Source organism: Lactobacillus sp. WILCCON 0058 (assembly GCF_057198005.1).
In genome coordinates, this window is the sequence record NZ_JBUBHM010000001.1 from 1,907,716 (window position 1) to 1,920,792 (window position 13,077).

The 13,077-nt window shown below is 48.1% G+C and carries 13 protein-coding genes; 3 read left to right on the forward strand and 10 right to left on the reverse strand.

Annotated elements, in window-relative coordinates; translation table 11 throughout:
* Positions 1-3: 3 nt before the first annotated feature.
* The gene (locus ACYVUU_RS08790; protein ID WP_484500681.1) at positions 4-309 is read right to left on the reverse strand and encodes a hypothetical protein; all 306 of its coding nucleotides are present in this window, start codon (positions 307-309) and stop codon (positions 4-6) included.
* A 144-nt stretch (positions 310-453) separates the two neighbouring features.
* On the opposite strand from ACYVUU_RS08790, the gene ACYVUU_RS08795 reads away from it, so the two are divergent.
* Both ACYVUU_RS08795 and galE read left to right on the forward strand, forming a co-directional pair.
* Complete coding sequence (locus ACYVUU_RS08795; protein ID WP_484500682.1) at positions 454-3,594, forward strand: DUF3427 domain-containing protein; 3,141 nt, start codon at positions 454-456, stop codon at positions 3,592-3,594.
* An 80-nt stretch (positions 3,595-3,674) separates the two neighbouring features.
* Positions 3,675-4,664, forward strand: coding sequence for a UDP-glucose 4-epimerase GalE (galE, locus tag ACYVUU_RS08800; RefSeq protein WP_484500683.1), 990 nt, complete (start codon positions 3,675-3,677; stop codon positions 4,662-4,664).
* Positions 4,665-4,717: 53 nt separating this feature from the next.
* Here galE and ACYVUU_RS08805 read toward each other — a convergent pair whose 3' ends face one another.
* The 4 genes from ACYVUU_RS08805 to ACYVUU_RS08820 form a co-directional block, all read right to left on the reverse strand.
* A complete protein-coding gene (locus ACYVUU_RS08805) occupies positions 4,718-5,503 on the reverse strand; it encodes a helix-turn-helix domain-containing protein (RefSeq protein WP_439775112.1) in 786 nt (261 codons plus the stop codon).
* A gap of 108 nt (positions 5,504-5,611) precedes the next feature.
* A complete protein-coding gene (locus tag ACYVUU_RS08810; RefSeq protein WP_439775111.1) occupies positions 5,612-5,800 on the reverse strand; it encodes a hypothetical protein in 189 nt (62 codons plus the stop codon).
* Between the two features lie 19 nt (positions 5,801-5,819).
* Positions 5,820-6,434, reverse strand: a complete 615-nt coding sequence (locus ACYVUU_RS08815) for a hypothetical protein (protein ID WP_439775110.1) — start codon at positions 6,432-6,434, stop codon at positions 5,820-5,822.
* 182 nt (positions 6,435-6,616) lie between these two features.
* Complete coding sequence (locus ACYVUU_RS08820) at positions 6,617-7,459, reverse strand: C40 family peptidase (protein ID WP_484500684.1); 843 nt, start codon at positions 7,457-7,459, stop codon at positions 6,617-6,619.
* 194 nt (positions 7,460-7,653) lie between these two features.
* On the opposite strand from ACYVUU_RS08820, the gene ACYVUU_RS08825 reads away from it, so the two are divergent.
* Complete coding sequence (locus ACYVUU_RS08825) at positions 7,654-9,024, forward strand: amino acid permease (RefSeq protein ID WP_484500685.1); 1,371 nt, start codon at positions 7,654-7,656, stop codon at positions 9,022-9,024.
* A 53-nt stretch (positions 9,025-9,077) separates the two neighbouring features.
* Here ACYVUU_RS08825 and ACYVUU_RS08830 read toward each other — a convergent pair whose 3' ends face one another.
* From ACYVUU_RS08830 to ACYVUU_RS08850, 5 genes are all read right to left on the reverse strand, one after another.
* A complete protein-coding gene (locus ACYVUU_RS08830; protein WP_484500686.1) occupies positions 9,078-9,563 on the reverse strand; it encodes a hypothetical protein in 486 nt (161 codons plus the stop codon).
* A 102-nt stretch (positions 9,564-9,665) separates the two neighbouring features.
* The gene (locus ACYVUU_RS08835) at positions 9,666-10,034 is read right to left on the reverse strand and encodes a DUF956 family protein (RefSeq protein ID WP_439775106.1); all 369 of its coding nucleotides are present in this window, start codon (positions 10,032-10,034) and stop codon (positions 9,666-9,668) included.
* A 9-nt stretch (positions 10,035-10,043) separates the two neighbouring features.
* The gene (locus tag ACYVUU_RS08840; RefSeq protein WP_484500687.1) at positions 10,044-10,958 is read right to left on the reverse strand and encodes a PTS system mannose/fructose/sorbose family transporter subunit IID; all 915 of its coding nucleotides are present in this window, start codon (positions 10,956-10,958) and stop codon (positions 10,044-10,046) included.
* Positions 10,959-10,986: 28 nt separating this feature from the next.
* Positions 10,987-11,799: a PTS mannose/fructose/sorbose transporter subunit IIC gene (locus ACYVUU_RS08845; protein WP_439774806.1), complete on the reverse strand. Its 813-nt coding sequence runs from the start codon at positions 11,797-11,799 to the stop codon at positions 10,987-10,989.
* An 18-nt stretch (positions 11,800-11,817) separates the two neighbouring features.
* On the reverse strand, positions 11,818-12,822 hold the full coding sequence (locus ACYVUU_RS08850; protein ID WP_439774807.1) for a PTS sugar transporter subunit IIB: 1,005 nt from the start codon (positions 12,820-12,822) through the stop codon (positions 11,818-11,820).
* Positions 12,823-13,077 lie beyond the last annotated feature (255 nt).

The window sequence follows — 13,077 nt, forward strand, 5'->3', positions numbered from 1 at the left end:
TTCTTATAAATTGTTGGATGACATGATGTAAAAAGTCAGCGGGACTGTCACGACCAGGTACAGGACCGTTGCCAGCAAGTAGGCTAGAATAATATTGACGCCATGTTTGGCAAAAGTCACAGCCAGGAGGTCAATCCCGCAAAGCAGGGCAAAATCAGCAAGCGAAGCCCCAAACTTGGCTTGGCCAAAGTGACTCAACACTAATCCAGCAAGGACAGCGACCACAATACAGATAGTCCACCGCCGGCTGGTTTCGGGCGGATAGGCGCTGATTGCCCGCTCTTTAAGATGCTGCATGTAATTCTTCATCATTTTCCCCCTAGTAAAAATTAGATTTCTTCTATAAGCATATTATAGTCTTTTTTGTGAGAATGGTAACAAAAATCCATAATTTAGCAAATTTCCCCGAACCTGATACAATTAAGGCAAAACACTTCAGAAAGCAGGAACAGCATGCTGAAAGACGGTATTTACGAACAAATCCTTAACCAAGAAATCCTGGACCAGCTGGAAAAACTTGACCCTAAAACCACAGTTTATAAATTGGAAGAACTGGACGCCGATGACTCCCGCCAGCTCTTGACCATCTACCTCTCCCAGGTCATCCGGTCAGGCCTGCACTATCTACGTGACAGCTTCAAATCCGGCGAAGACAGATCTGCCCTCATCGCCCAGATCCGCCTGGCCAACTCCATCGTCGACCAGGTCGCCCAGCATACCGGCGAAGCTGACTATGAGGACCTGCAGATCCTGGAACAAGGCGAAGTCTTGACCTCCATCTACCACAAGCTGACCCAGTCCCAGAAGATTACTCCCATCCGGCCCCAGACTTCCATAGTGGAGAATGCCCTTTTTACCGGCAGCAAAAATGAGCCCAGCATGCTCAGCGAAATCAAGAAGGAAATTGCCTCTTCCGACCAGGTCGACTTGCTTGTTTCCTTTATTAAATGGTCTGCCATCCGCCCCCTTCTGGGAGATTTGGAAGCTTTTTGCCAAAAAGCCGGCCACCAGCTGCGGGTGATCGCTACGACCTATACCCAGGCAACTGACTACAAGGCCATCCTGACCTTGAGCCAGCTGCCCAACACTACAGTCAAGATCAACTACGAGACCGACCACGCCCGCCTGCATGCCAAATCCTACCTTTTTAAAAGAGAGACTGGCTTCTCTACCGCCTACATCGGTTCCTCCAACCTCTCCAGCGCGGCCTTGACCACTGGCTTGGAATGGAATGTCAAGGTCACTGAGCAGGAGTCCTTTGACATCGTCAACAAGTTCGCCGTTTCCTTTGAAAGCTACTGGAACGACCCCTCTTTTGAAACTTTTGACCCGGATAAGGAAGACTGCCGGCAAAAACTGCAGACGGAACTGAACCGGCACAAGGAAAGTACTTTCCACCTGGAGACCACTATCCGCCCCTACAACTACCAGCAGGAGATCCTGGACCGCCTCCAGGCTGAGCGGGAAGTCTACGGCCATTATAAAAATCTCCTCGTCGCCGCCACCGGGGTGGGGAAAACCGTCATCGCCGCCTTTGACTTCAAGCGCTACTTGGAAAAGCATCCCGACGCGCGTCTGCTCTTCGTTGCCCACCGGCAGGAAATCCTGGAGCAGAGCCTGCAGAAATTCCGCGAGGTCCTCAACGACTTCAACTTCGGCCAATTGCTGGTCGGCCAGTACAAGACTGACGATGTCAGCCAGCTTTTCGTCTCCATCCAGTCCTTTAATTCAGAAAAAATGGCTGACCTCTTGCCCAGCGACTACTACGACTTCATCATTATCGACGAATTCCACCACGCCGCCGCCAAGTCCTACCAAAAATTGCTCAGTCACTTTAAGCCCAAGATCCTTCTAGGCCTGACCGCTACCCCCGACCGGATGGACGGGCAGGACATCTTGCAATACTTTGACGGCAACATCGCCGCCGAAATGCTTTTAGGCGAAGCTATCGACCGGCAGCTCCTCTGCCCCTTCCAGTATTTCGGGGTCACCGACAATGTCGACTATTCTAGCATGAAGTGGAGCCGGGGCCAATACGAGGTCAGCGAGCTGGAAAATGTCTATACGGCTAACGACGCCCGGGCCAAGTTGATTTTGCGCAGCCTGGACAAGTACAGCAACAATTTGGAAGACATCAAAGGCCTGGGCTTCTGCGTCAGCGTCAAACACGCCGAATTCATGGCCGCTGCCTTCAACCAAGCCGGCATCCCTTCCGCCGCTTTATCTGGCCAAACTGCCCAGGCTGACCGCCAGCAGGCCAAAGAGGATTTGACCTCCGGCAAGCTCAAGTTTATTTTTGTCGTTGACCTTTATAATGAAGGGGTCGACATCCCGGCCGTCAACACCATCCTCTTTTTGCGGCCAACCCAGAGCCCGACCATTTTTCTCCAGCAACTGGGTCGGGGCCTGCGGCTCAGTCCAGGCAAGGACTGCCTGACGGTTTTGGACTTCATCGGCCAAGCCAACCGCCACTATAACTACGAGGCCAAGTTCAAGGCCTTGACCGGACCAGGCCACGCCCTGCCATATGAAATCAGCGAGGGCTTCCCGCATCTTCCGGCAGCCTGCTATCTGGAGCTTGAACCTGTTGCCAAAAAGTACATCCTGGCCAACCTTGGCCAAAACGCCGCTAACAAAAAGGGCTTGACCCAGCGGGTGAAGACTTTTAGCGAAGACACAGGCCTGGAATTAACCTTGGCCAACTTCCTCAAGGCCTATGACATGAGTCTTTACGACTTTTACCACGCCAGCGGATCGCGGTCACTTTTCCGCTTGAAAAAGTGGGCCGGGATAATCAAGGATGACCGGGATGTGGAAAACCAGGTCTACCAGAAGTTCAGCAGCTTTTTCCACATCGATTCCAAGAAGCTCCTGGACTACTGGCTGGCTTACCTGGAGACGGCAAAAGAAGCAGCCAGCGAGAATGAACGCTTGATGCTGGGGATGCTTTACTACAGCTTCTACAAGAAAAAGCCGGCCCAAATGGGCTTTAAGGACCTGCATGAAGGGATCGCAAGCTTTTTAAAGGAAGACTTCGTCAAAGAAGAATTGATGGAAGTCCTCCGCTACCGGCGTAGTCAGTTAACCGTCCTGCCCGAAGCTAACGAATACCCCTTCACCTGTCCTTTGGAAGTCCACTGCCACTACAATGTCAACCAGATCATGGCCGCCTTTGACTACTTCAACCAGGACCAGGCCCCGGAATTCCGGGAGGGGGTCAAGTACTTCGCTGACAAGAAGACGGATATCTTCCTTATTAATTTGAACAAGAGTGAAAAAGACTTCTCCCCGTCAACCATGTACGAGGACTACGCCATCAATGCTCAGCTCTTCCACTGGCAGAGCCAGAGCCAGGACCGACCAGCTAGCCCCAAGATTCAGCGCTACATCCACCAGGGGGAGACCGGCAACATGATTTCCCTTTTTGTCAGAGAGTTCAAAAAGCAGGGAAATTATACGGCTCCTTACACCTTCTTAGGCAACGCGGATTATGTTTCAAGTGAAGGAGACCGGCCAGTTTCCTTTGTCTGGCACCTGCACCAGGCGATCCCGGCCAGTCTTTTAGCCAAGGCCAACAAGGCGATTGCCCTCTAATTGCTTCAGCCGGGGAAAGCATTTTCTGTTATACTAGGTATCAGTTAGGTTTTGCAAAAAAGTATAAAAAAGGAGTTAATATGAAAATTTTAGTTGTAGGTGGTGCCGGCTACATCGGCTCCCATGCTGTAAGACGGCTGGTTGCCGATGGCAACGACGTAGTTGTTTTGGACTCACTGTTCACTGGCCACAAGGAAGCCATTGACCCAAAGGCCAAGTTTTACCAAGTTGACCTTTTGGACACGGAAGCAGTCGCTGACGTCTTGAAGAAGGAAGAGATCGAAGCTGTAATGCACTTTGCTGCTTACTCTTTGGTCGGCGAATCAGTCAAGAAGCCGCTCAAGTACTACAAGAACAACGTATCCGGCATGATCAGCCTGCTGGAAGCCATGGAAGAAACCGGGGTTAAGTACCTGGTCTTCTCATCCAGCGCTGCTACTTACGGCATCCCTGAAAAGCTGCCAATCACCGAAGAAACTCCGCTCAACCCAATCAACCCTTACGGGGAAACCAAGATGATGATGGAAAAGATCATGCACTGGGCTGACAAGGCCAACGGGATCAAGTCCATCGCCCTGCGCTACTTCAACGTGGCTGGTGCTTCCCTGGACGGGTCAATTGGTGAAGACCACCACCCAGAAACCCACTTGATTCCTAACATCATGAAGGCTGCCCTGGCTGGCGGCGGTGACTTTACTATTTTTGGCGACGACTACGACACCAAGGATGGTACCAATGTCCGCGACTACGTGCACGTGGTTGACTTGATCGACGCCCACGTCCTGGCTTTGAAGCACTTGATGGAAACCAACCAAAGCGACGTCTTCAACCTGGGTACGGCCAACGGCTTCTCCAACCTGGAAATCTTGAAAGCAGCCATCAAGGTTACCGGCGTTGACATTCCTTATACTATTGGGCCACGCCGCGGCGGTGACCCGGACTCACTCGTTGCTGACTCAAGCAAGGCCCGGAAGGTGCTGAGCTGGAGTCCGAAGTACGAAAACGTCGACGACATCATCGCCAGCGCTTGGAACTGGCACCAAAAGCATCCTAACGGCTTTAGCAAGTAAGACAAAGAAAAATAGTGGAACTTCCTCAGATGGAAGGTCCACTATTTTTTTGCCTATAATTCGTATTCTTCTAGTACTGCCCCGTATCCACACAAGTAAATCAATCGCTTGATTCCATGTGCGTTGTCACTCTCACCTTTATTCAACTGACGCAGATAATTTGCTAGCAGCTTATATATAAACAACCCTGGATACGCTGGCAGAACATTGATAAACTCGTATGCCTGCTCAAACATTTCTTTTGCAGAGTTGGTAGAGCACATATACATGAAATTAAGACTTGCTTTAGCCAACATCTCAATCCGATCTAAGGGGACCTCTCGCAACTTATTGCAATAGCTCGACAGCAAGACGTCAGTGAAATCTGCTGCTCTTTCAAAGTCAAAATTGGTCATTGCATCCACAAAAAGCGAGATTGCCATATCATCGTTTGTCCAATCATCGAGCCGCAACAATTGTCTAATTACGTTTACAGTCAATTCTTCATCATAGGCAAAACGCTTTTTACCATGTGACCGGTCAAGCAAGATCTCAGCATGCAACTTAGGAATATTTGTTTTACTTGTCCAGTTTATTTCCAACATACGGGCGAGACTGGCACAGTCTTTTTTTAAAAAAGCTTCATCACTATCTAAAGCAGACAGTTCTCCTAGCAATTGGTTAACAAAGCAGCGGGCACTTACCTGCTGCGCAGTAAGGATTTCGAACAGGTCGTCAGCTCTTATTCTTTGATCCCCACTCTCAATTCTGGAATACTGCGTTACAGACATAGTCATACCAGCCATTTGCTTTTGAGATAAGCCCAAATCCAATCTTATCCTTTTCAGCAGTTCACCCACCTTTGTACTGCATCCCATAACTATTCTTACTCTCCACACTAATACACAAAAATATTAAACGGATCCTCGATTATCTACCGCTACTAACTAAGCTTATCTTTCCTTTACTTAATCAGCACCATGCTTTTCAATCCCCAATTTTGGTGCAATCCAATCGAAAATTATTGTGCTGACAATTCCGGCCAGCAGATTTGACAGATAGATGTTTATCGACAACTTCGAAAACAGGTATTCCATAATCACAAAAATAACAACAAAGCTCCCTAACGATTTGGCTTTATCTAAGAATTTGTTCATGCTTAACTCCCACTCGAATCTAATTAATATAATACCAAATAACCGAGGCAATTACGGCAGTTGCTGCATTAGCAGCCCACTTTGGAACATGGTTATTTACAAGAAACTTATAAATTTTCGGTGAAACACTATTTGCTAGACTTCCAAGGAGAAAAGTATTCCAATACTTGCTGAACTTCTTTAGTGAAATCTTTTTAATGACTGCCTTTGGGAGTCTGCCATAAATTTTCTTTGGAAGCTCTTTTTGAATGAATTTCCTGCCATATTTTTTGGCTAGCTTCTTCAACAAGGTACTTTGAACACTTGCGTCCACATGCTCTGTTAATGCAACAGCCTTAGGAATCTCCTGCTGTGGCAGTTCAGAGTTTGCATCTGTTTCGATAATACCAGGTGCTAAATCGACATAAGTTTTCAATTCATCCTTGTCTTGATTTGGTAAAGAATCTGTCTCATCAGAATTGATAACCTCATATGCCTCATAGAAATCATGCTCGTATCGATTATCTTCTGCTTTTACAATTTCTGCTTTTACAATTAAACCAGTAGCCATTTCTTCATAGCTTGAAAACCAAATTCCTGTTAAGACAACGGCAGTAAATACTTTTAACAAACTATTTTTTGGTAATTTCCTCATTTTCTATTATTTTGCCTCCTATTTTTCTATTTGTTTTGTATTTTAGCCAAAAAATAAATGCTTGTCTTAAAAATTGCAGATTTGCAAATCCATTTCATTGCTTTTGCTAAAAGTATAACTGTATCTGCACATAAAAAAGCCTTTCATGGCAGAAAGGCTTCTTGCTATATGCTTTATTCCTCCTAAAACAGGGAACCGCACTTCTCGATCATTTGGAAGAGGTCAGCCCGGTAGTCTGGGTCTTCCTTGCGGAGGCTGCTGATGGCTACCCCGAAGTGCTCCTTATAGCCAGTCGAGTTGATGTACTTGCCGTGGCCCAGGTACATGGCGATATGTCCCGGGAAATAAATCAAGTCCCCTGGCCGCAGGTCTTCAAACTCAATCTCATGTACCGGCCAGGCTTCTTTGATTTCCGCGTCCCGCCAGAGCAGGACCCCGTTTAGCATGTAGCTCATGAAGACCAGGCCCGAGCAGTCGATCCCCAAGGGACTCTTGCCCGCCCACCGGTACTGGCATCCCAAATATTCTTTGGCGGTCTCCGTTACCTGCTTTCTGAAGCTTTCTTCATCTGGCTTTCCCTGCAGCAAAAAGTACTCCGGGTCAGCTGACCACAAGAAGTCGTCTTCATCCAAGCGGGGCCCTAAAGCAGTCTTGGATACCCAGCCGCTTCGCCCGTCCAAGAGCTTAACCTTGTAATAGCCGTCTACCAGTTCATCCGTCACATTAAGCAGGCTGCCCTTATAAACCGTCAGCAAAATGTCGGCTGAAACCTTGGGCTCAGCCAGGACATCAATGACTGACCGCCGGACTAGTTTGACCTCCCGCGCCTTGACTTCTTCCAGACTCACCGGCGTTACCGCAGCCTTTGGCACGTAGCCTTCATAGCCATAATGGCTGGTCACGTACCAAAAGTCTTCCTTTTTCCCGGTCGCCTTGACGGCCCAGCCGTATAAAAGTTCATCGCTCCTGGATTTGAGGTCGTCTTCTGTCATGAAGACTGCTGGTTGATTGATCAAGCCGTACATTTTGCCTTCCTCCTAACTTTAATCACTTATTTTTTCCTTCTTTATCCTAATCGTAGATAATCCCGGTCATTTTTGCAAGAGGACAAATCGGCCTATTTCTTAAGATTCCTTTGCCTTATAGACTATTTCCTTAAATTAATTTCACTTTTTACTAGCTTGTGTTAAAATATTTCATGTAACTCAATGGAGGTTTTATGGAAGAAAAGAAAACACAAAGTACTTACAAGCGGTCTTTGACCAATGCACACATTCAGCTGATTGCCCTGGGCGGGACGATCGGGACTGGCCTCTTTCTTGGGGTCGGCAACAGCATCCAGAAGGCAGGACCGGCAGTCATCTTGATTTATATCATCGTCGGCCTCTTCCTCTTTATCTTGATGCGGGCCTTGGGTGAACTGATCTTATCTGACTTAAAGAAGCACACTTATATCGAGTTTATTGAAAAATATCTCGGCAAGGATATCGGCAAGGTGACCGGCTATCTCTACTGGCTCAGCTGGCTGATCCTGGCCATGGCGGAAACGACGGCCTTAGGCATCTACTTCAAGTCCTGGCTGCCCAACCTGCCGACCTGGCTGCCCGGAGTGCTCTCAGTCGCGGTCCTGCTCTTGATCAATTTGATCTCTGCCCGCTTCTTCGGGAATCTGGAGTTTGCCTTCGCCATCATCAAAATCTTGATGATCGTCGGCTTCGTCATCTTCGCGGCCTTTATGCTGCTGAGCTCCGGCTCAACCAAGTACGGCCAGGCCAGCTTCAGCAATCTGTACGCTGACGGCTTTTTCAATAACGGAGCAGGCGGCTTCCTGCAAGGCTTCCAGATGGTCATCTTTTCCTTCATCGGGGTGGAACTGATCGGGCTGACGGCCGCTGAAGCCAAGGACCCGCACAAGACCATTAAGAGCGCGATCAATGAATTGCCACTGCGGATCATCCTCTTTTACGTTTTGGCCATTATCGGCATTCTGGTGATCCTGCCTTGGGACAAGGTTTCCACTTCCAGCTCACCATTCGTGCAAGCCTTGATGGGAGCAGGCTTTAAGGGCGCCGGCAACTTGATCAACTTCGTGGTCATCACGGCAGCTATTTCAGCTACCAACAGCTTCCTCTACAGTGCCGGCCGTCTGCTCTTCTCCGTTACTTTAGGCGGGGAAAGCAAGTGGAGCAAGTTCTTCGGCCAGCTCAACCACCGGCAATTGCCAATGAGAGCCCTGGTCTTCTCTGCTTTGATCATCATCTGCGCGCCTTTGATCACCTTGATTATGGGTGACGAAGCTTTCAGCTTCATTTCATCAATCGCGACCAGCATGTTCCTTTTGATCTGGATCATCATGACCATGACTCACCTGCGTTACCGGCAAGTTACGCCAAAGGACCAGCTGCACGAATTCCAAATGCCAGCTTATCCTTACCTTGACTACCTGCTCTTAGCCTTCTTCGGCGCCATGGTTGTCCTGCTTCTCTGTCTTGAGAGCTACCGGGTGCCAATGATCACTGCTTTGATTACCTTCGCTGTCCTCTACGGCTTCAGCAAGGCTTTCAACAAGAAAAAAGCAGAAACAAAATAATTAATGAGATACAACAAAAGCTGACCGCAAGGTCAGCTTTTTTATGTGGTGTTTTACTTTTTCAACAAGAAGAGGCCGTTACGCTTAAGCAGCTTATTGACCAGCTTCTTCGACTTCTTAGAAAGCTTATACAGATCAGCATCAATGCCGCTTTCGATCCGGAGCAAGGAATAATGCTTCTTCTCCTTAAAAAGGACATTTACCCCGAGGTAGTGGTCTGTCACGATCAACTTCTTGATGATCTCCAGCAAATCAGCTACAGGCAGCTTGGTCAAATCACGGTCAAGCAAGTCAGGATAAGCTTCTTTAGCCAGATCATGGTCCAGAAAAATGTGTGTCTCATACTGGCTGACCAGCATTAATACCAACAAAAGCATTTTGTCCGCATATGCTTCGCCAATCGTATGCGACCTCAGGCATTCGAATATCTCATCATAATTGTCTGGCGGCTCCATTTTAGGAAAACAATCGATGTAGTAATCCCTTGGTCCTGGATGGCGAAGCTGGTCCACCAGCTTATAAGCCTGCTTTGCTTTCATGGCTATCCCCTCTTTCAAAACTATCTATTCAGTATAACACGGAGATATGTAATCATTGGAGCACAAAAATAAGCCCGGACCAAGTCCGGGCTTATTTCCATTCTATTTCTTTTTGCGAGTAAAGAAGAGCTTGATCGTATCCCAAACTCCCAAAGCCTGCCGCATGTGGTCGGCTGGGACGTACTTACGGATCGCCCGCAGAGTCTTCTTCGGATCCTTGGTAATAAAGATGAACTTGCCATCCTTCTTAGTCCGGATCTCAAAACGGGGAATGTACTTCCCTTTGAAGTGAACATCTGCAACTACATAAGTTACCTGATCCCAAGGAATCTGGATATAGTCTTCAACATTCTTCTCGTTATAGAATTCAAAAGCTTCATCGCCGATCATGACTTTGCCATAGGTAGACATGGCACGGAACCAAGTTCCTTCTACAGCCAGATCAACGGTCTTATTCATTGATTGAGCCATTTGTTAATCTTACATCAAGCCCCATACGTGGAAGAGGATACCAACAACGAAGATCCCCAAGATGATGATGATTGGAGAAACTTTCTTCTTCAAGAGCCACATGCAGAGGAAGGTAAGCAGCAAACCTGCCAAACCTGGAATCAGCATGTTCAAGTTGTCTTGCAGAGTAGTAACCTTAGTATTAGTCAAGGACAGACCAGCAGCTTGTTGGGTCAAGGCTTCCTTGATACCAGCAGCACCGCTTGGCAGCTTGGTCCAGTCGATGTAGCCACCCTTTTGGATTGGCACTTCTGAAACCTTCAGAGTGAAGGTGATGCTTACCCAACGTTCGATCAAGGCACCCAGGACGAACATACCCATCATGGCAGCCCCACGGGTAACCTTCTTCAGCAGACCACCTGAAAGGTCGGCACTGATAGCGGCACCAGCCTTGTAACCCAATTCTTGAGTGTACCACAAGAAGGCGATACGGATCAAGTTCCAAAGAACGAAGAAGAGGATTGGCCCGAGGATGTTGCCGTTGGTGGCCATTGAGGCACCAATAGCACCGATGATTGGACGAACAGTGTACCAGAAGACTGGGTCACCGACACCGGCCAAAGGCCCCATCATACCAACCTTAACACCTTGGATGGCTTCGTCGTCAACTTCAACGCCATTGGCCTTGTCTTCTTCCAAAGCCAGGGTAACACCAATGATTGGTGAAGCCAAGTAAGGGTGAGTGTTAAAGAAGACCAGGTGACGTTGCAAAGCAGCAGCCATGTCTTCCTTCTTTGGGTACAGCTTTCTTAAAGCTGGGATCATACTGTAGACCCAACCACCGTTCTGCATTCTTTCGTAGTTCCATGAACCCTGCAGAAGTTGTGAGTGCCACATAACGTCCCAACGATCACGCTTTGATAAAGTTACTTTCTTTTCAGTCATGATTTATCTCTCCTTTCTGGCTTGATTTCTAATAGTCATCAATGATGTCGCCCAGCGGGTCACCAGTACCAGCTGCGGCAGCATCGCCAGAGCCCTTGCTTACCTTGTCTTCCAGAGCAAGGTACATCAGAGCCAGGGATAAACCAATCGCACCCAAGGCGATCAAAGTCAAGTCCTTAACGCCGGCCAAAGCAAAACCAATGGCGAAGAATGGCCATACTTCACGGCTGGCCATCATGTTGATAACCATAGCGTAACCTACGGCAACAACCATACCACCACCGATGGTCATACCATCTGACAGCCAGGCTGGCATAGCGGCCAAGGCGCTTCTAACAGTTTCAGTAGGGATAGCCAGCAAGCAGGCTGCTGGGATGGCGATACGCAAACCCTGCAGGCTGACAGCGATCCATTGCCATACGTTGATCATGCGCCAGTTGCCTTCTTCGGCGTGCTTGTCCATGATGTGAACGATGGCAGTTGAAATGGTCCGGACCAACATAGTCAGGAACAGACCGGCAACGGCCAAAGTGATGGCCAAACCGGTGGCAGTCCCGATACCCTTGGTACCTTGACCACCCTTGATCAAAATGATGGCTGAGGCAACAGCGGCCAAAGCGGCGTCAGGTGCGACAGCGGCACCGATGTTTGCCCAACCCAAAGCGATCATTTGCAAAGAACCGCCCAGCATAATACCCAAGGTAAGATTGCCAGTAACTAAACCGATTAAAGTACATGCAACCAATGGTTGGTGGAATTCCCATTCATCCAAGATACCTTCCATCCCGGCCAGGAAAGCTACCACAATCACCAGGATGACTTGAATAGCATTTAAGTCCATTTTTAACTCCTTTTCCCACTACTTCTTTTGCTCATCGAGCAGGCTTTGTGCCTTCTTCAGAATTGAATCCATGTTTTCTGGGTTGTCTGAAGGAACCTTGCGGACGTCGAACTTGATGCCCATCTTTTCGAGTTCACGGAAAGTGTCGACGTCAGTCTGGTCCATGGACAGAACGGTGTTGGCGTTAACCTTGCCCTTGCTGTATGACATGGAGCCGACGTTCAAAGTCTTGATGTCTACGCCGTTCTTGATCGTTTGCAAAGCATCTTCTGGGTTTTCAAACAACAAGAAGGCGTGCGTAGTACCAAAACGCGGGTCTTCAGAGATTTCCTTCATCTTCTTCAGCGGAACGGTGTGTGCTACCGTACCAGCTGGAGCAGCTTCACGGATCATGCTCTTGCGCAGGTCGTCCTTGGCAACCTTGTCAGAAACCACGATAACCCGGTCTGGGTGAAGTGATGGAATCCAACCAGTTGCAACTTGACCGTGCAACAAACGTGAGTCAATTCTGGCACCAACGATCTTGATGTGACCGTCGCCCAAAACAGTCCCTTCTGGGATTGCTTCCTTAGGCGCGCCAGCTGCGGCTGCAGGTGCAGCTGCCTTTTCTTCTGCAGGCATTAAGCTTTCAGGCTTGGTCTTGATACCATCCTTGGCTGGCTTAATGATTGCAGTTGCGATGTCTTGCGCGGTAGCCTTGTCATTGATCATTCTTTGGGTCAAGGCTTCGACTACCATTGGCAAGTTCAAACCAGAAACGATTGCCCACTTGTCGTGACCATCGAGCAAACCGTTGGCCTGGTTGAAAGGCGTGCCACCCCACAGGTCGACCAGGAACAAAACTTCTTCCTGGTCTGCAAAAGAAGCAATCGCTTCATTCATCTTACCCTTAATATCATCTGGGCCTTCAGAAGGCTTCAGAATGACATGGGCAAAATTGTCTTGTGGGCCAAAGAGCATTTGCGCGGATTCGGCAATGCCGTCCGCGAAACCGCCATGGCTAGCTAAAACAATTCCTACCATGATATTTCCTCCTCAAAAACTTCGGTACGTTCCTATTATACAATAAAAAGCGCTTACGTGAAGCACTTTCTTGAAACCTTTTTCAACTTTTTTGTTAATTTTATCTCTATAACTGAAAATGCATTACAATAACGCAAAAAGTGGCCTAAAAATTGAATTATTTAGAAAAAATCCCGGATTTAATTAAGGAAGGAAAAATACTTTTTGGAGAAAGAAAAAACGGCTGATCAGCTAAATCAGTCGTTTTCTTTATAT

Coding starts and splice junctions, on each gene's coding strand:
- ACYVUU_RS08850 (WP_439774807.1), bottom strand. CDS start 12,822: ATGGTAGGAATTGTTTTAGCTAGCCATGGCGGTTTCGCGGACGGCATT.
- ACYVUU_RS08795 (WP_484500682.1), top strand. CDS start 454: ATGCTGAAAGACGGTATTTACGAACAAATCCTTAACCAAGAAATCCTG.
- ACYVUU_RS08830 (WP_484500686.1), bottom strand. CDS start 9,563: ATGAAAGCAAAGCAGGCTTATAAGCTGGTGGACCAGCTTCGCCATCCA.
- ACYVUU_RS08835 (WP_439775106.1), bottom strand. CDS start 10,034: ATGGCTCAATCAATGAATAAGACCGTTGATCTGGCTGTAGAAGGAACT.
- ACYVUU_RS08840 (WP_484500687.1), bottom strand. CDS start 10,958: ATGACTGAAAAGAAAGTAACTTTATCAAAGCGTGATCGTTGGGACGTT.
- ACYVUU_RS08810 (WP_439775111.1), bottom strand. CDS start 5,800: ATGAACAAATTCTTAGATAAAGCCAAATCGTTAGGGAGCTTTGTTGTT.
- ACYVUU_RS08845 (WP_439774806.1), bottom strand. CDS start 11,799: ATGGACTTAAATGCTATTCAAGTCATCCTGGTGATTGTGGTAGCTTTC.
- ACYVUU_RS08790 (WP_484500681.1), bottom strand. CDS start 309: ATGAAGAATTACATGCAGCATCTTAAAGAGCGGGCAATCAGCGCCTAT.
- galE (WP_484500683.1), top strand. CDS start 3,675: ATGAAAATTTTAGTTGTAGGTGGTGCCGGCTACATCGGCTCCCATGCT.
- ACYVUU_RS08815 (WP_439775110.1), bottom strand. CDS start 6,434: ATGAGGAAATTACCAAAAAATAGTTTGTTAAAAGTATTTACTGCCGTT.
- ACYVUU_RS08825 (WP_484500685.1), top strand. CDS start 7,654: ATGGAAGAAAAGAAAACACAAAGTACTTACAAGCGGTCTTTGACCAAT.
- ACYVUU_RS08820 (WP_484500684.1), bottom strand. CDS start 7,459: ATGTACGGCTTGATCAATCAACCAGCAGTCTTCATGACAGAAGACGAC.